Source organism: Comamonas sp. w2-DMI (assembly GCF_040187735.1).
GTDB classification, from domain to species: Bacteria; Pseudomonadota; Gammaproteobacteria; order Burkholderiales; family Burkholderiaceae_C; genus Comamonas; species Comamonas terrae.
Map to the genome: position 1 here is coordinate 118,150 of NZ_JBANEL010000012.1, position 17,289 is coordinate 135,438.

General features: G+C 60.1%; 16 protein-coding genes and 1 pseudogene. 11 read left to right on the plus strand and 6 right to left on the minus strand.

Translation table 11 applies throughout. From position 1 onward, the window contains the following. Positions 1–247 precede the first annotated feature (247 nt). The 4 genes from V8Z74_RS14235 to motA are packed head-to-tail and all read right to left on the minus strand — an operon-like array spanning position 248 to position 3,316. Entirely contained in the window at positions 248–871 is a 624-nt protein-coding gene (locus V8Z74_RS14235) for a protein phosphatase CheZ (RefSeq protein ID WP_349709703.1), read from the minus strand. Between the two features lie 3 nt (positions 872–874). Continuing rightward, positions 875–1,261, minus strand: coding sequence for a chemotaxis response regulator CheY (gene cheY / locus V8Z74_RS14240; protein ID WP_349709704.1), 387 nt, complete (start codon positions 1,259–1,261; stop codon positions 875–877). Positions 1,262–1,321: 60 nt separating this feature from the next. Then, the gene (gene motB / locus V8Z74_RS14245) at positions 1,322–2,404 is read right to left on the minus strand and encodes a flagellar motor protein MotB (protein WP_349709705.1); all 1,083 of its coding nucleotides are present in this window, start codon (positions 2,402–2,404) and stop codon (positions 1,322–1,324) included. A 51-nt stretch (positions 2,405–2,455) separates the two neighbouring features. Then, positions 2,456–3,316 carry a flagellar motor stator protein MotA gene (gene motA, locus V8Z74_RS14250; RefSeq protein ID WP_066483813.1) on the minus strand — a complete coding sequence of 287 codons (861 nt, stop codon included), beginning with the start codon at positions 3,314–3,316 and terminating at the stop codon, positions 2,456–2,458. Between the two features lie 32 nt (positions 3,317–3,348). Here motA and V8Z74_RS14255 point away from each other — a divergent pair, with 32 nt between their 5' ends. From V8Z74_RS14255 to V8Z74_RS14275, 5 genes are all read left to right on the plus strand, one after another. Then, entirely contained in the window at positions 3,349–5,364 is a 2,016-nt protein-coding gene (locus V8Z74_RS14255) for an FkbM family methyltransferase (protein ID WP_349709706.1), read from the plus strand. Beyond that, complete coding sequence (locus V8Z74_RS14260; protein WP_349709707.1) at positions 5,361–6,605, plus strand: tetratricopeptide repeat protein; 1,245 nt, start codon at positions 5,361–5,363, stop codon at positions 6,603–6,605. The genes V8Z74_RS14255 and V8Z74_RS14260 overlap by 4 nt, the downstream gene beginning before the upstream one ends. A 52-nt stretch (positions 6,606–6,657) precedes the next feature. Beyond that, positions 6,658–8,586, plus strand: coding sequence for a tetratricopeptide repeat protein (locus V8Z74_RS14265; RefSeq protein WP_349709708.1), 1,929 nt, complete (start codon positions 6,658–6,660; stop codon positions 8,584–8,586). Continuing rightward, entirely contained in the window at positions 8,576–9,541 is a 966-nt protein-coding gene (locus V8Z74_RS14270; RefSeq protein ID WP_349709709.1) for an O-linked N-acetylglucosamine transferase family protein, read from the plus strand. Before V8Z74_RS14265 ends, V8Z74_RS14270 begins: the two co-directional genes overlap by 11 nt. 334 nt (positions 9,542–9,875) lie before the next feature. Then, positions 9,876–10,136 carry a methyl-accepting chemotaxis protein gene (locus V8Z74_RS14275; protein ID WP_349709710.1) on the plus strand — a complete coding sequence of 87 codons (261 nt, stop codon included), beginning with the start codon at positions 9,876–9,878 and terminating at the stop codon, positions 10,134–10,136. Positions 10,137–10,456: 320 nt separating this feature from the next. Here the strand turns inward: V8Z74_RS14275 and V8Z74_RS14280 are convergent, their stop codons facing one another. Beyond that, positions 10,457–11,845: a methyltransferase domain-containing protein gene (locus V8Z74_RS14280; RefSeq protein WP_349709711.1), complete on the minus strand. Its 1,389-nt coding sequence runs from the start codon at positions 11,843–11,845 to the stop codon at positions 10,457–10,459. 287 nt (positions 11,846–12,132) lie between these two features. Here V8Z74_RS14280 and V8Z74_RS14285 point away from each other — a divergent pair, with 287 nt between their 5' ends. The 6 genes and pseudogenes from V8Z74_RS14285 to V8Z74_RS14310 all read left to right on the plus strand — a co-directional run bounded on the left by V8Z74_RS14285 (position 12,133) and on the right by V8Z74_RS14310 (position 16,546). Beyond that, the gene (locus tag V8Z74_RS14285) at positions 12,133–12,993 is read left to right on the plus strand and encodes a flagellin domain-containing protein (protein ID WP_349709712.1); all 861 of its coding nucleotides are present in this window, start codon (positions 12,133–12,135) and stop codon (positions 12,991–12,993) included. 255 nt (positions 12,994–13,248) lie between these two features. Beyond that, positions 13,249–14,141 (plus strand): annotated as a pseudogene (locus V8Z74_RS14290) (flagellin N-terminal helical domain-containing protein). Between the two features lie 158 nt (positions 14,142–14,299). Next, positions 14,300–15,445, plus strand: a complete 1,146-nt coding sequence (fliD, locus tag V8Z74_RS14295; RefSeq protein WP_349709714.1) for a flagellar filament capping protein FliD — start codon at positions 14,300–14,302, stop codon at positions 15,443–15,445. Beyond that, complete coding sequence (fliD, locus tag V8Z74_RS14300; protein ID WP_349709715.1) at positions 15,432–15,752, plus strand: flagellar filament capping protein FliD; 321 nt, start codon at positions 15,432–15,434, stop codon at positions 15,750–15,752. Before fliD (V8Z74_RS14295) ends, fliD (V8Z74_RS14300) begins: the two co-directional genes overlap by 14 nt. Positions 15,753–15,817: 65 nt before the next feature. Next, positions 15,818–16,234 carry a flagellar export chaperone FliS gene (gene fliS / locus V8Z74_RS14305; RefSeq protein ID WP_349709717.1) on the plus strand — a complete coding sequence of 139 codons (417 nt, stop codon included), beginning with the start codon at positions 15,818–15,820 and terminating at the stop codon, positions 16,232–16,234. Between the two features lie 12 nt (positions 16,235–16,246). Then, a complete protein-coding gene (locus tag V8Z74_RS14310; protein WP_066483805.1) occupies positions 16,247–16,546 on the plus strand; it encodes a flagellar protein FliT in 300 nt (99 codons plus the stop codon). A gap of 400 nt (positions 16,547–16,946) precedes the next feature. Here the strand turns inward: V8Z74_RS14310 and fliE are convergent, their stop codons facing one another. Further along, positions 16,947–17,264, minus strand: a complete 318-nt coding sequence (gene fliE, locus V8Z74_RS14315; protein ID WP_066483804.1) for a flagellar hook-basal body complex protein FliE — start codon at positions 17,262–17,264, stop codon at positions 16,947–16,949. Positions 17,265–17,289: the final 25 nt, after the last annotated feature.

A 17,289-nucleotide genomic window follows, 5' to 3' on the forward strand; every position in this document is an offset into this window, starting at 1 on the left:
CGTCCTCTGACTTGCCGCCGTTTGTCCGAGCGGCGCGCTGCAAGCGCATAGCGAGTTGGGCGGCACCGCAGACTGGATTGCGTGACGCAGGTTTGCCCGGAGCGAAGCGCAGGGACGCAGACAGCAGGGCGCGCTTCTTCTGCCTACTCTGCTTGCGCGAGCAAGAAGAGTAGGTCGCCTGCCGGGGCGAAACCCGGCGCGGCCGGCGAGGCCTCTGAAGCAAGATCAGTGGAAGCCGTGCTAGTGGTTAAAAGCCCAGGCTCGCCAGCAGGTCGTCCACCTGCGACTGGGAGGTCACCACGTCGGGCGTGTTTTCGGGGTCGACCACGGGGCCGGCCAGGTGCTCAGCCGGCTTTTCCTGCGGCGCAGCCGCCGCGGCCTGCGGATCTGGAGAGGTCTGGATCAGCAGCTCCACCAGCTGCGATTCCAGGTCGGCGGCCAGTGCCACCACACGGGCAATCACCTGGCCGGTGAGGTCGTGGAAGTCCTGCGCCATCATGATCTCGGTCAGATGGGCGTCGGCCTGCTGCGAGCCTTCCTCCACTTCCTGCAGGAAATTCATGATGTGGCCTTTGGCCACGGCTGCCACGGGGTCCTTGATCAGGTCGGCGCGCATGGTGCGCACGCGCTCGGCCAGCGCATCCTGCTGGGCCTTGGCCACTTCCACACGGCTGAGCACCTTTTCGGCGGCTTCGCCGGTCAGGCGCGCTATGTAGGAGAGGCGGCTTTGCGCATCCGGCAGCTCACCCATGCTGCCACGCAGCCGGTCCGCATAACCCAGCTCATTGAGCGAGTCGTGCAACTGGCGCGTAAGCAGGCCAATCTTGTGGTGGACATTGCCGGCCGGAGCCTCCGGGCTGCTGCTGTTCATGGCTTACATGCCCAGTTTCTTGAGGATCAGGTTGACCTTCTCCTCCAGCGTGGCCTTGGTGAAGGGTTTGACGATATAGCCTGCGGCGCCGCCCTGGGCTGCGGCCACGATGTCCTCCTTGCGCGCCTCGGCCGTGACCATGAGCACAGGCAGGTGCTTGAGCTTGTCGTCCTGCTTGATTTCCGTCAGCAGCTGGAAACCGTTCATGTTCGGCATGTTGATGTCGGTGACGACGAAGTCGAACTTGCTCGAGCGCAGCTTGTGCAGGGCTGCCACGCCGTCTTCCGCTTCGTCCGCATCGGGAAAGCCGCTTTCCTTGAGCAGATTGCGCACGATGCGCCGCATGGTGGAGAAGTCGTCAACAATCAAAAAGCGCAGGGCATTAGCCACGAGAGGCCCTTTCGGTCATAGAGGTCTGGGATACGGCCATTTTGGTAACAATTTGAATCATCATGGCAATTGGCGTGCATTGTCCTGCTTTTCGGCACTCCGAGCAGGAACTTCAGAACTTGTTACAAAGACTTCGTTCTCACTCAGGGAAACCTCCGGGGCAGGTGTTGCAGAAGCGTTTCTGGCCGCTGTGCGCGGCGCGGCGGGCTGTGGCGCCTGGACCGGCCGGGGGCTGGCGCCGGCAGCGAGGTCGGCGGTGCCGATCTTCTCTGTATGGTTGGAGCCCAGCAGTCGCTTTTCAGCTTCCTTGGTCAGCACCGTGATGGTGATGCGGCGGTTTTGCGGTGCGCGCGGCTCATCCGGCAGCAGCAGGTCGCTGTCGGCCAGGCCCAGCACGCGCGCCAGCTGGTTCAAGGGCATGCCGGCGGCCACCAGTTCGCGGCGCGAAGCGTTGGCGCGGTCGGCCGACAGTTCCCAGTTGCTGTAGCCGCGATCGCCGTTGCCGTAGGGCGCGGCATCCGTATGGCCCGAGAGGCTGATGCGGTTTTCCGCATTGGACAGGGCCGAGCCCACTTCGCGCAGAATGTCGCGCATATAGGGCTTGAGCACGGCGCTGCCGCTGTCGAACATGGGTCGGTTCTGCTCGTCCACGATCTGGATCTGCAAGCCGTCGGGCGTCATCTCGGTGCGGATCTGCGAGCGGAATTCATTCAGGCGCGCATTGCTGGCGATCAGTGCGTCCACCTTGGCCTTGAGCGCCTGGATGCGCTTGGCGTCCTGGGTAACGGCATCGGACTTTTCCGAGGCGGTGCTGGAGCGGCGGTTGGAGGTATCGTCGTTCTCGGACCGGCGCACTTGGCCGTGCACCTTGGCCAGATCGTTGCCGCCGCCGGGGATGATGCTGGAGCTGTTGCCCGAGCCATCGCCACCGGCCATCGAGACCTTTAGCGGCGAGGAAAAATAGGCCGCAATGCCCTGCAGCTCGCCCTTGGCGGTGGAGCCGAGCAGCCACATCAGCAGAAAGAACGCCATCATGGCCGTCATGAAGTCGGCATAGGCGATCTTCCAGGCGCCGCCATGCGCGCCGTGGGCGCGTTTCTTGACGCGCTTGATGATGATGGGCTGGAGTTTCTTTTCAGCCATGGCGGCCTCCGCGCCAGGGCGCTGTTGCGCTGAGCTGCATGGTTTCCGGCATCACTTCTTGCCCTTGACGTGGGCTTCGAGCTCCAGGAAGCCCGGGCGCTCGGTCGAGAAAAGCACCTTGCGGCCGAACTCGATGGCCGTGGCCGGGTTGTAGCCCTGCATGCTGGCCAGCAGCGTGGCCTTGATGCATTCCAGTTCCTTGGCCGCGTCCTGCGCGCGCTGCTCTATCAGCGCCGCCATGGGCTCCACCAGCGCATAGGCCAGCAAGATGCCCAGGAATGTGCCGACCAGGGCCGAGGCGATCATGCCGCCCAGCACCGACGGCGGCTGGCCCACCGAGCCCATGGTGTTCACCACGCCCAGCACGGCGGCCACGATGCCGAAAGCCGGCAGCGCGCCCGCGAGGCGATTCAGGGCTCCGACCGGGCCGTGGGCCTCGGCGTGGTGGGCATCGATCTCGCTGTCCATCAGCGCTTCGATCTCGTGCGAATTGAGATTGCCCGACACCATCATGCGCAGATAGTCCGTGAGGAACTCGACGACATGGTGGTCGGCCAGCAACTCGGGATATTTCTGGAAGATGGCCGATTCATGAGGTTCTTCCACATCGCCCTCGATGGACATCAGGCCTTCCTTGCGTGCCTTCTGCAGCAGCTCGTACAGCAGGGCCATCAGCTCCATGAAGCGTGCCTTGTTGTGGCGGGTTGCCTTGACCGCCGCCGGAATGGCCTTGGCCGTGGCCTTGAGCACTTTGGGCTGGTTGCAGACGATGAACGCACCCAGGGCGCCGCCGCCGATGGTCAGCATTTCAAAGGGCAGGGCCTTGGCGAGAACCGAAACGTTGCCGCCGTGCAGCACGTACACGCCGAAGATACAGCCGAAGGCGACGATGTAACCAATAAGGACAAGCATGGGGGAATTGTGAGGGGGGTGACTGGCGAGGTATGGCTGGAAAAGCCAGGGGATCTGCCCTTACATCGGCAGCTTTCGGTGTTTTTGTAGGGGGCTTGTTGAGGCAAAGTAACACTGGCAAATACTGTCCGGCACGTGCTCTTTCCTGGTATGGCTCTTCGGACTTCTTCGACAAGGACCTGAAAATGAAATGCAGCATCGTGATCCCCGTGGGTCCAGGCCATGCGACTTTGGTGCACAGAGCCACTGCTTCCGTGTACCAAGCCATTGCGAAAGGCAAGGGAGCGTTTTCAGAGATCGATGTTCTGTGCTGGGATGATGCGGCCGGGCAAGGGCGCTCAAGGGCCAGGAACCTGGCTGTCCGGCAGGCTGTGACGCAGAATTCGGACTGGATTTTCTTTCTGGATGCCGACGACTTGCTTGCTGAAGATGCGTTCGAGCAGGTTGCGAGCCATCTGGAGCATTACGACGCCATCTGGGGTGCCATCCATGAATCCTCTCCCGATGGCAGCAGTCGTATGATACGACCGAATCAGATAATGCCCATTCATGGCCTTGAGGATATTCTCAAGCATGACCCGTTTCTTACATTGCAGATGGGCCATTTTGTCAAGGCGCGCATCGCTTTGGAAAATCCGTTTGATGAGCAAATGGATTGCGGGGAAGATTTCAAATACTATCTGCAGTTATGGCGAAAATATACCTGTCTCAAGTCTGAACAGCCGCTTTTCTTTAATGTCAGAGGACAGCATTCGACAGGGCCGCGCTCTGCATCGGGAGGGGATTGGAGACGGGCTGTTGGTAATGTGTTTGCACAGTTTTGCCAAGAAAACGATGTAGTGGTCGATATTGATTTTGCAGGGAAAAATGCAAAATTCCAATTGAGCAATACTCTGGACCATATTCAGAATTATCTGGCCAACGAGATGTTCTTTGAGGCCCGGGAATTGGTCGAAACCCTGTACATCCTGCCACGGCAGCCGCATATTGTGGATGTGGGCAGCAATATCGGAAACCATGCTATCTTCTGGAGTTGTATTGCCGATGCCGCCAGAATCGATTGCTTTGAACCGGTGACGACCAATGCGATCCAGTTGCGCAGGAATTTCGAAATCAACGGTATCGATCCGTCGCGCTATCAGGTGCATGAATTGGGCATGGGTAGCAGGCCATGCACTGCGATGCTAGGGCATTTCGACATTGCCAATCAGGGTGCGAGCCGCTTGAATGTGGCGCAGGGAGGGGCCATCCGCGTCGAGACCCTGGATGGGCATGCTTTTGGTGCGGCCATTGATCTGCTGAAAATCGATGTGGAAGGCATGGAGCTGGAGGTTCTGGAAGGCGGGCGCCAGCTGATCCAGCAGCAGCGCCCTCTCATCATGATCGAGGTCGGCAACGCCAACAAAGGCTGCTTCTTTTCCTGGGTTGTCGAGAATGGCTACCGGGTCCATCGTGCCTTTGAGTTGGTGCATGCAAGCAATTACTTGCTGTGTCCGATTGCAGAGCGGTCGGATTTCTACCGCAACGGGACGGTGGCAACCCGGCAGTGGGTGCCCAAAGCACCATTGGCACCGCAGCAAGAGCCATGCGGCTGGGCGCTGGCGGACTTCGTCCGGGCGCAAGCACAGGGCCGTCGCGTGCTGGAGCTCCAAGGTAATGTTTCGACCGGTTGGCGTATGGTGGATGCGGTTACCGGGCAGGTGCAGCAGCAGGGGGGCGATCTGGTGAAGATATTGCAGGTGCTGGACGCGACGGCTGGCGACTGCCTGCTGCTGGCGGACGTGATGCAGGTCCTGGAGCAGGAGATGCTGGAAGGCTTGTGGGCCGATATGCCACCGGTTCAGGTCTGGCTGCAGGGCCTCATGGACGCTCGCTGGAATCGAACATTCGCGGGCCGGCATATTTACAGAGATGCTGAATTCTATATTCAGCAAGCCAATGTGCATGGTTTCCGTCTGATGAAGTATCAAAAGATACCGCATAAATCGGCATCCAGTATGGACTTTCAGCTGACCAATGAGTCGACTTTCCTGGTGTTTTCGCGATGAGACCGGAGCCTCGCATCCTGCAAAAGCTGTTTGGGCTGGCCGAAAATGAACGGTTTGAGAAAGTGGTGGAAGAATATATTGCCGCCATCGGCCGGAACCCGGAATATCTTGCGCTCTATCATGCGTTGGCCCTGTACTGCGCCAAATCGCGGCGACTCGATATGGCATACGTCGCTCTCGAGACGGCGCTCCAGCAGAATCCGGAGCATGCGGGCAGCTGGTTCCACATGGGGCAGATTCTGTATGAAAAAATGGACTTTCAGGGCAGCGTGGACTGTTATAGGAAATCCATAGAGATCGAGCCTTCTGCCAAAAGCATCTTTCATTTATCGCTTTCACAGTTATCTGCAGGTTATCTCGCAGACGGTGCGACAAACTATGCATATCGGTTCAGTGATGAGGATTTGGCGGCATTCCAAAAGCTTTCGCTTTGGGCGCCTGCAGCGAAATCACGCAAGGTGCTTGTCTGGGCTGAGCAGGGATTGGGCGATGAAATCATGTTTTCGCGCTTCTTTGTCTTTCTGCGGGATCTGCCCTGCGAATTCACGGTGGAGTGCGACCGTCGCCTGCTAAGAATGTATGCCGAGAATTTCCCCTGGCTGCATTTCGTGCAGCGTCCGCCAAAAGGTCAGTCCCGGCCTCCGGCTGATCTGGCGGGTTTCGACGCTCACTTGCCTGTGGGCGGTTTGTTCACGCTCTGGCCGGAGCGGGTCCATACGCCGCCCCTGATGGAGCCTGTACTGCGTCCCGTTTCAGAGAAACGGACGGAATTGGATTGGTGTCGGCAGCCTGACAAGCAATATGTGGGCATCAGCTGGCTGAGCATGAATGAAGATTTCGGTGCACTGCGCTCCGTGAGCATGCAGGCACTGCTGTCCGCTTTCGATCCATCGCGGCATGCTCTGGTCAATCTGCAGTACCTGGCGCCACCGCAAGACCTGGAAATGGCCCGGCATGCCGGTTTTGAACTTGTCGATACGGCCGATTGCTTCTCCGACGTGGAAGGCATGGCTTGGCTCATTTCCCGCTGCGATCATGTGGTCAGCATCGACAACACGGCGCTGCATCTGGCAGGCGCCATGGGTGTACACACCTGGGGGTTGATACCTCACCTGCCGAACTGGCGCTGGCAAATCTGCGGCGGCAGCTGTGGCTGGTATCCGCACGTGCAGCTCCTGGTCCAAGAGCAGGAGGGCAGCTGGAATACCGAGCTGCTCAAATTGCGACAGCTCCTGAGCTGAGGGAATTTTTCGCCGCTGATCCGGGCATTGCTTGGGTGCACTTCGAGGCACCATGCACAGTATTCCCCCGCAATCCGCCATGACAGTACCGCTACCAATGACCGATACCACGCCTCTGCAGCAAGCCCTCAAATTGCACGAGCAATGGGAATACGAGGCCGCGAGGCAAGCCTATGCCCAGGCCCTGGAGCAAGATCCGGACAATGCCCAGGCACTTTACAGCATGGGGCTGCTGCTGGGCTTGCACATGTTCAACGGGGCCGAAGCCCTGCCCTATCTGGAGGCCGCCATTGGCGCCAACCCCAGGGCGTTTGCCTACTGGCGCACCTATATCAACGTGCTGATCCGCGAAGGACTGCTGGATATGGCAGATGTGCTGATCGGCATGGCGCGCAAGCAAAGCTTGCCGGAGATCTCGCTGGAGCAGCTGGAAAAGGATCTGGCCTTGGCGCGCGGCGAAGATGCGTCGGTCTTTCTCGAGACACAAGCAGCCCTGCTGCCGGAAATGGCCCTTGTCAAGCCAGTGCCCCAGCCGGCTCAGCCCGCCTTGCCGTCGGGGCCGGTGCAGGCGCTGGCCACGCTGCTCAAGCAGCGCAAATTCGGCCCTGCCAGCGAAAAACTGGCCGTGCTGCAGCGCCAGTACCCGCATAGTTCCTTGCTATGGCAAGCGCGTATCAATCTGGAGCAGGAGCGCGGCCGTCCCGCCGATGCCCTGGCAGCTGCCGCCAAGGCCGTGCGGCAGTTGCCGGACGATGCCGGCTTGAGAATGCTGCAGGGCGAGCTGCTGCTGGAAAGTGGGCAGCCCGCCCAGGCCGAGTCGGCTTTGCGCACAGCATTGGTCCTGCAGCCGGATCAGGTCAAGCTCTACTGGCTGCTGGGCGACGCCCTGGCCGGTCAGGGCAAAGTGCAGGATGCCTACCCCTGGTATGTGCATGCACTGCTGCGGGCCACGGACGAAAATGACCAAGCCCAGGCGCTGATGGCTCTGTCCCAGGCGCTGCATAGCGAAGAGAAATACCAGATTGCCGCGCAGTTACTGGCCCTGCTCATGCAGCAGGCGGACAGCACCCGCATGTACATGGCCTGCGGCGACTGGCTGCACAAGCTCGGCTGGCGTTTGCAGGCGGAAATGGCCTACCGCATGGCGCTGCAGAAAGAGCCGGACTCGCCAAGCGATGCGCTGATCGCTCTCGCTGTTGTGCTTAAGCAGGACAGAATCCGCATGTCCGAATGCGTAGCCTGCCTGCGCCGCGTGCTGGAGCAAGACCTTGAACCTGAGGTGCGTGCCATGGCGCACCGCGACCTGGCTCATGCGTTTTTTGTGCAGCAGGACTGGGCGCAGTGCGACGAAGTGCTGACCAGCATATTGGATGTCGATGCTGCCGATCCGTACGCGCACCGGATGCGCGGCCTGATGCTGCTCCAGAGGATGGAGTTGGGCAAGCTGGCCGAGGCCCTGGCGCATGCGCGCGAACATCTGCCGCCGGACGACCATAACCTGCTAGGCCTGGAAGCCATGTACTGGAACAAGCAGGGCAGCGTGCAGAAGTCGATGGAGTACTTTGACGTCTTGCTGGCCAGCCATCCTGGCAGCGAAAGCGGTCACAGCGCCCGGCTGCTGATCATGATGCACTCTCCCGATGTCGATTCGATCCAAATCGGTGCGGCGTGCAAGGCCTATGGCGAACTGATGCAGAAGCTGCATGGCGGTGCAAATGTTGCGGAACACGCCAATGCTCGAACGCCGGACAAGGTCCTGCGCATAGGATTTGTCTCTGCGGACCTGCGCGAGCATGCAGCGGCAAAATTCTTCCTGCCCGTCATGCGCGAACTGAGCCAGCGCCAGGACATGGAATGCATTGCCTACTGCAACAACGAAATCTATGACAGCGTCACCAATCAGTTCATGAAACTGTTCGCCCAGTGGCGCAACGTCCAGGACATGTCCCCCCCCGGCCATGGAGCGCCTGGTGCGGGATGACGGCATCGACATTCTGTTCGACCTCAGCGGCCACACCTCGGGCCACCGGCTGGACGTCTTCGCCCGCCGTGCCGCACCGCTGCAGCTGACCTGGATCGGCAATCCGGGCAGCACTGGGCTGCAGACCATGGATTACATGGTGCTCAGCGATTTGCTGCTGGATGGCCATGCCGTGCGCCAGCAATTGACCGAAAACATGCTGCGCCTGCCGCTGGCCTATGTCTTCGAGGGCGGTATCCACTCCGAGCCGGTGGCGCCTTTGCCTGCGCTGCGTAACGGATATCTGACCTTCGGCTCCTTCAACAGGCTGGTCAAGGTTAACCGCGAAGTCGTTGCCGTCTGGTCGCAGGTGCTGCGCGCGGTACCCGATGCACGCATGGCCATCGGCGCCTGCGAGCCCTCCGGGCCGCCGCCCCATCTGCGCGAATGGCTGCAGGAGGAGGGCATCGAGGAGCAGCGTGTGCGCTTCATCTCCAGAACCCACTTCGGCGCCTACATGAAGGCGCATGCCGACATCGACATCTGCCTGGACACCTTTCCTTTTTCTGGAGGCGTCGTCACCAACCATGCACTGTGGATGGGCGTACCCACGCTGACCCTGACGGGAGAATTGCTGTGTGGGCGCCAGTCCGCCGAAGTGCTGGCCCGTGTCGGCTTGGCGGGCGACTTCGCCGCACGCAACTTGCCGGAGCTGCTGCGCCTGGCCCGCCATTGGAGTAACCATCTGGAGCAGCTCTCTGCCATCCGCCAGGCGCTGCGGCCCGTGCTGCAGGCCCAGGAAAGCGGCCAAGCAGCCATGGTTGCGCAGGCGCTGGCGCAAGGGGTGCGCCAAGCCTGGGTGCGTTGGTGTGAGGGCAAGCCTGCGGCCGATCTAAGCGTCAGCTACCAAGACCTGGGCCTGGAGCCGCCACAGATGCTGTCCATCGCCACTGAGTCAGCGGCAGTTGCTGGATAAAAACGTGTTTACGTTCTAAATGCTCAAATAAGTGATCATGTAATCCGACATGGCACAGTGAAAGAGTGCTTTCTGCATGCAAGCATTCAGGAGTCGACCATGCTGTAGGAGTGAATTGCATGTTGTTTCGCCAACTGTCGATCAGTAGGCGCCTGGCGGTCGTATTGAGCCTGGTGCTGGGGGTGTCCCTGGGCAGCGCTGTATTTGCCTTGTGGCAATGGCAACGCTTGGGCCGGGGAATCAGGTCCTGACGGAAAAACCTGCAGCTTGAGTGCAGGATAGCTGACTCATTGGCGTCATCGACAGCCTCGCCTTCCAGATTCACATCCTGGCCTTGAATGCGGCCGTGGAAGCCACTCGCGCCGGCGAACAGGGTCGTGTTTACCCTGATGGCAGCGAGGGGCGTGGGCTGGCAGTCCGCCTGGCCGAGGCCGCCAAGGAAGTCAAAACCTTTATCGGCGCCAGCGTGGCCACGGTGGAGGCCGATTTCCAGCAGATGGCGCAGGCGGGCCAGAGCATGGAAGAGATCATGCACAGCGTCTCCAGCATCATTGGAGAAATCAGCATGGCGGCCAAAGAGCAATCGGGCGCATAGGCCGGGTTAACGTTGCCGTGGCTCAACGGATCAGATGACCCAGCAGAACGCAGATTGGGTGGAGGAAAGCTCGGCGGTGGATGCGCGAGCAGGTGCAGAGCCTTTCGGCGGTGGCGTGTAATTACCGCTTATGAAAATGCCCCCACGCTTCCTTGCTTCGCGTAGCCCACAATTCTCTAAGGGGCGATTTTGTATCTTGGAGCGGCTTACGTTCATGATCAATTGGGTGCAGATTATGAAGGCTTGAAAACATTTTGGGACCGGTGGCGCGGCAGCCTGGATGCGCATCGCTGATCCAGGCTGCGGTGCAGGCCCGGGGGTCAGCGGGCCACAGCCTTGATTACGTATTGCAAGGGAAGCGCGTCTTGAACGGCGGCCTCGGGGTCCATGCCAGCGGCTGCCGCCATGGCCCGGATGCCGGGCAGGAATTTTTCGCAGGCTGGATCAGGAAACACGCGGGGCATTCCTGTTTCAATGGTGTAGCCTGCCTGATTGAACATTTCAATGATCGTGGTGAGGGTGAACCAGCGGATGTGCGTGCGGTCGAGCAGACCCGAATCTTCATAGCGGAATGCGCCGGTGTTGAGGCGCGCCTGCACGCTCCAGTGCTGGGCATTGGGAATGCAGGCCACGACGCAGCCGCCCTGGGCGATGGCGCTGCGAATCTTTTGCAGCAGTTGCCACGGATCGCGCAGGTGTTCCAGCACGTCGCCAAAGACCCAGCAATCGGCTGCCAGCTCATCGGCCAGCAATTCAGGGCTGGCGGCCTCGATATCCAGGTCCAGTACCCGGTCGCAGTGTGCCCGGGCCATCTGCGCATAGGCGGGCTCGATCTCGATGCCCGTATAGTGAACGTTCGGGTTCAGCTTGCGGACTTCGCGTGCCAAAGCGCCGGAACTGCAGCCCACTTCGACAATGCGCTTGACATCGTCCGGTATCAGCTTGAGCAGATCAGGGTTGTGGTTCTGATGCACTGGAGTCTGCTTGCTGGCTGGCGCAGGGAGTGATGGCTGCCCGATGGCCTGGTGTTCGCCATATTTTTCCAGATAGCGGCGATAGCCTTCGCGCCAGCCGGGGGAGCCAAAGGCTCCCGGACTTTCATGGACGATACTCAACGGCCAGGTACCCATCCTCAGGCCCTTGAGCTCGGCTTGCCGGCAAAAGTCCATGTCGTAGAAGTGAAATTCAAACTGCTCATCAAAGCGCAGACCGGCCTGGACAAGGCGCTCGCTATCTACTGCAAGCAGCAGTCCATCGAGCAATTTGCAAGGTTGGCGCGAGGGACCGTAATTCGAAACGGCGCAAGGAAAGCCGGTGCCGTGCCCGACCATGCCGCTCAAATGCTGCTTCTCATCCCAGGTAAAGCGGTCGTCCAGAAAGGCCCAAGAAGGCTGGCCCGGCGCGCGATGCGTATTGCCAGCCAGACCGACGACATCGAAGGCTGCGATCGCTTCCCGTATCCGCTGGCTCCATTCAAAGTCGCAGAGATGAACGTCATCGTGAACGAACACCAGAATGGCCGGGTCGTCTTTGGCATCGTCGATGGCTTGGTTGTAGATGCAGGACAGCCCCAGGCTGTTCTCGGAGAACAAGAGGACATCCAAGGGGTTGTTGGCCTCATGGGCTAGCAAGGATCGTCCCAAAGCGGTTTTCGTAGGGAAGTCCTGCTGCGAGGCGCGGGTGCCACAGACGATGCGAATAGGTTTCATGCGGATGCTGGTCAAAGGAGATATGCCGGCCAATGCGGACTGGCGCCAGCAGCCGACTCTAGCGGATGCCCTGCACGGTGAAGGGCGAAACAGGCTTGGAAAAGTTTTCCATTCCGGGACTCATGGCCGGCGTGCAGGCATACGCGCCGCGGGTTTCTCAAAAAAAGCAAAAAAAGGCCTTAAGTCTGCCCAGGGGCCGCCGAAAACACACACAGCAGATGGATGAAGCGAAAGAAAGCATCCACAGCTAGTTCAGAAGTCATGAATTTCACTGAGGAGTTACAGCCATGAGCATGTCCATCAACACCAATATTATTTCGCTGAACGCTCAACGCAACCTGAGCACTTCGCAGTCCTCCCTGTCTACCACCATGCAGCGACTGTCTTCCGGTCTGCGCGTGAACAGCGCCAAGGACGATGCTGCTGGCCTGGCCATCGCCGAGCGCATGAACGCCCAGACTCGCGGCATGAACGTGGCCGTGCGCAATGCCAACGACGGCATCTCCATGGCACAAACGGCCGAAGGCTCGCTGAGCAAGATCGGTGACAACCTGCAGCGCATGCGTGAACTGGCTGTGCAGGCCGCCAACGGCACCAACAACACCACGGACCGTAACTCCATGGCAAAGGAATTCCAGGCCCTGGCTGCGGAAATTGCCCGTGTCACTGACAATACGCAATTCAATAGCAAGAAGCTGCTGACCAACGAGGCTTCAGCGGTGGACTTCCAGGTGGGCGCCGGTACAGGTACTGACAACCAGATCACCGTCAGCGGCGGTGTGGTGACCGATACGGCTGCCAATTGGGGCGGCTCTGGCGCCGGCACCATTGCCACTGTCGCCGTCTCCGCCGTCTTCTCCGATGCCTCGGCTGCTCTCACGGCCATGGACAACATCGACGCTGCGCTGAACGCCGTCAACGATATGCGCGCCACCTACGGCGCCACCCAGAACCGCTTTGAATCCGTGGTGGCCAACCTGCAAGTGGCTGCGGAAAACAGCGCGGCAGCCCGCTCGCGTATTACCGATGCGGACTTCGCCACCGAGACCGCCAACCTGAGCCGCTCGCAGATCCTGCAGCAAGCAGGCACCGCCATGGTGGCCCAGGCCAACCAGCTGCCCCAGGGCGTGCTGTCCCTGCTGCGTTAATCAGCCCCGCTGCTCCAAGCATGACAAAGCCCGGCTCGTCCGGGCTTTGTTGCGTCTGTACCGGGAGCATCGGGAAATAGCGGGCGAAGCGGGCTTTTTTCACTGCTTAGGTACAGCGCTGCATCAGCACAATGCATGGCATCAGATAGGCAGGGCTGGGTAAGTCTGGCGCGCTGTCTGACGCTCCTGTGGCCATCAACGATGGAGGCCGGGGGCGGCAAGCCATCATTGTTCGTGCCTAACGAGGAGTTGCCCATGGCATCCACCATCAACACCAATCTTATTTCGCTGAACGCGCAACGCAACCTCAGCGCTTCCCAGAGTTCGCTGGCAACGACCATGCAGCGGCTGTCTTCGGGCCTGCGCGTGAACAGCGCCAAGGATGACGCCGCAGGCCTGGCCATTGCCGAACGCATGAATGCGCAGGTACGCGGCATGAATGTGGCCATGCGCAATGCCAACGACGGCATCTCCATGGCGCAGACGGCCGAAGGCGCACTGAGCAAGATTACCGACAATCTGCAGCGCATGCGCGAGCTGGCCGTGCAAGCCGCCAACGATACCAACAACACGACCGATCGCGGCTCGCTGAACAAGGAATACCAGCAACTGGCTCAGGAAATCGCCCGTGTGATGACCAGCTCCAAATTCAATGGCCGTGCATTGTTCACCAACACCAATCCCATTGAGTTCCAAGTGGGTGCGAATTCGTCTTCGGACAATCAGATTGCGCTGTCCGGTATCGACCTGACGGCCGCGGCAGGTTCTGCGGCTACTGACGGCCTGGGTTTGGACACGGGGGTGAATCCTCCTTCGCTGCTTGGTGCGCTGGGGGGCTTGCTCGGCTCTGCTGGCACCCCGGCGGCTTCCGATGCGCGGGACTCCATGACGGCCATCGATCAAGCGCTGGATCTGGTGAACTCGCATCGCGCCACCTTTGGCGCCGCGCAGAACCGCTTTGAAGCCGTGGTCGCCAATCTGCAGGTAGCAGCGGAAAATACGGCGGCAGCCCGTTCGCGCATCACCGATGCGGACTATGCGCAGGAAACCGCCAACCTGAGCCGCACGCAGATTCTGCAGCAAGCCGGGACGCCATGCTGGCGCAGGCCAACCAGATGCCGCAGTCGGTGCTGAAACTGATTCAGTAAATTGCAGGGGCTTTGGTAGAGCCGTAGCCCTCAAGTTCAAAGATGGTGTGCCGATAGGACGTTGGTGGGATCGTCTGTATGTATTCATGAAGGCATGGTTGCCTGCATGCCCAACAAAGCGATCTTGCTGACGGCTTGGTACTGAAAAGGAGAATGCTATGGCGGGGACCATAAGTTCGGCAGGTATTGGTGCTGGTATCGACGGCAATTCGATCATCAGCCAGCTGACAGCCTTGCAGAGAAGCCAGCCGCTTCAGCGGCTGAAGGATGCAGCGTCGTCTCTCGATACGCAGATATCGACAGTGGGCACTTTGAAGTCCTTGATGTCCACGCTGCAGGATGCTGCGCGCAAGGTGACGGACAAGGGAGCCTGGCAGCTGGCGACGGCGACTTCGTCCAATACGGCGGTGGCCGTGAAAGTGACAGGCGCGGCCTTGCCGAGTTCGTCGACTATCGAGGTATCGCAGCTGGCGCGTGCGCAAACGCTGGCCAGTGCCCAATTTTCCGTGGCGAGCGGGGCCGCGGCGGCGAAGTTCGGAGTGGCTGGCAAGCTGGTGCTCACGAGCTCGTCGGATTCGTCCAAGATTGCCGCCATCGAAATCACGGCCGATATGACGCTGACTCAGGTGGCAGAGGCCATCAACAAGCAGTCGAGCGTCACGGGTGTGACGGCTTCGGTCATCAAGGACGCGAATGGCGAGCGCCTGTCGATGAACGCCAAGAATTCTGGCGCTGCCAACGGTTTCACGGTCATCGGCGATTCTGTCCACCCTACCAGCCCTGAGGTGTTGACTGCGCTGGGGCTTGATGCTAGTGGCGATCCTCGCGTTTCAGCCCCTCCAGCTGCCACAGATGCTGTATTGCAGCAAGGACTGAACGCCAAGGCCAAGGTCAACGGTATTGACGTGGAATCGGCCACCAACGAATTCAAGCAAACCCTGCCCGGCCTGAGCTTCACGGTCAGCCAGGTGACGCAGGCAGGTGCGCCCGCACTGGTGACGGTGGCGGCGGACACCGACGGCATGAAAAAGAATTTGCAGGCGTTCATCGATGCATACAACGCTCTCAACGCCAAGCTGGCCGATGTCACCAAGTACGACGCCGAGAGCAAGACGCGAGGCGTCATGCAGGGCGACTCCAGCATTGTGAGCATTACCAGCGAGCTGCGTGCCACCTTGTCGTCCAACCTGGGCGGCATCAATCTGTCGGATCTGGGTATCCAGATGGGCAAGGGGGGGGCAGCTGTCGTTCGGCACCTCTGCGACGGACAAGGCCAAACTGGAAGCTGCGTTGCAAGACCCTGACAAGATGACCCAGGTGTTGTCTGCGGAGGGCACGGATGGCCAGCCGAACAGCAAGGGCCTGGCGATGCGGGTCAAGGAGTTTACGGACAAGATGCTGGCCTTCCAGACCGGTACCTTCGACACCAAGACCGACAGCCTGAGAAAGGCCAAGCAGGACAATGCGAAGCAGCAGGACCGTGTGAATGATCGTGCTGACCAATATGAGGCTCGTCTGCGTGCGCAATATGCATCGCTGGACAAGCGTATGGGGTCGATGAGCGGCCTCAGTGCCTATCTGGCCAATCAAGTGAGCCAGTGGAACAAGTGACCGCTGATTCGGTTTCAGTTCGCTGATCAGGTGTCGATATAGATTTCAGACACCGAGGAATTCATATGTACACATCGTCGCTCAATCGTCATGCTGCGAATGCCTACAAGCAGGTAGGCGTTCAATCGGTGGTGGACGGGGCTTCGCCGCATACGCTGATCCAGTTGCTGTTCGATGCGCTGGAGGCCTCTCTGAATGCCGCCAAAGGCGCCATGCAGCGCAGGGATATCGAGGAAAAAGGCCGCCAGATCGGCAAGTCCGTCCGTATTCTGGAGGAGGGGTTGAAAGCCGCCCTGGACCCAGTACAAGGCGGGCAGATTGCCGAAAATCTGGCATCGCTGTATGACTACAGCATCGCGCAATTGACGCTGGCCAATGTGCGTAATGACCTGGCATTGCTGGAAAACGTGCAATCCGTGCTGGCCCCTGTGATGCAAGGATGGCGGGAAATCGCTTCCACTCCGGCAGCTGCCGGGCAGTAATGCCATGCATATATGGAGCTCACATTGATCGACTTCTACCGCGCCATTGAGGAAAGCAGCGCCAAGATGCTGCAAGCCGCCCAGGCCAAGGACTGGGACGGCGTTGCGCGCTACGAGGGAGCTTGCGCCGTGCTGATCGAGCAGCTGCGCTTTCGCTCCCGCGAAGAAAAGCTGGCGCCCGAGCAGCGCAAGGAAAAGGCGCGCATCATGCAGCGCATTCTGCGCAACGACGCCCAGATCCGGGTGCTGGCCGAGCCCTGGCTGGCCAGCTTTGAACATATGTTCGACGGCCAGCCGCATGTGATGCACTGACGCGCCGGTTTTCCTGAATGGTTCCGACCCTGCTGCGGCAACGTGGCGGGGTTTCGCATTTTTGGGGACTGCATGGCGTGAAGCCGTTTGTCCTTGGCGCAGCGCCGTGGTGCGGGCAGCCGTGCGGCGTTCGGGCCTGGCTCGATTTCCGGTGTGGCAGAAGGCGAGTCGCCTGCTGTGCAAGACCCTTGCTTTATTTGCGGGGGGGCAGTAAGGCCTTGGTCGATTTTGTTAGCTGCCAACGCTGGATGGACAAGCGCTGGAGGCATATTTCGCCATGAATTCCGGTGGGCTTGCCAAAGCCTGCATGTTCCAGGCAAAAAAAAAGCCCGCATGCCTTGAAGCACGCGGGCCAGCCTTGGAATGGCTAAAAGTGAGCGAAGGAAAAAGAGGGGGGCGTTCAGACCTGCATGTTCATGACATCGGTGTAGGCCTGAACCAGCCGGTTGCGCACGTGCAGCGTGGCCTGGAAGCCGATCTGCGCCTTTTGCAGGGCCACCATGGTTTCTTCCAGGCTGACGGCCGGATTGTCGAGCTGCACTTCGCGCTGCAGGTTGCCGGAGTGTTCCTGTGCGGCGCTGACGGATTTCAGCGCGCCTTGCAGGGCCTGGCTGAATCCGCCTGCGGCGACGGAAGAGGTATTGCCGGCTGCGCCAATGCCTTGGGAGAGCGGGCTGCCTTGCAAGGAGGGAGTGATGCTGGGGATTCGCAGGTCCATGTTCGTATCCAACGCAGTTGGTGAG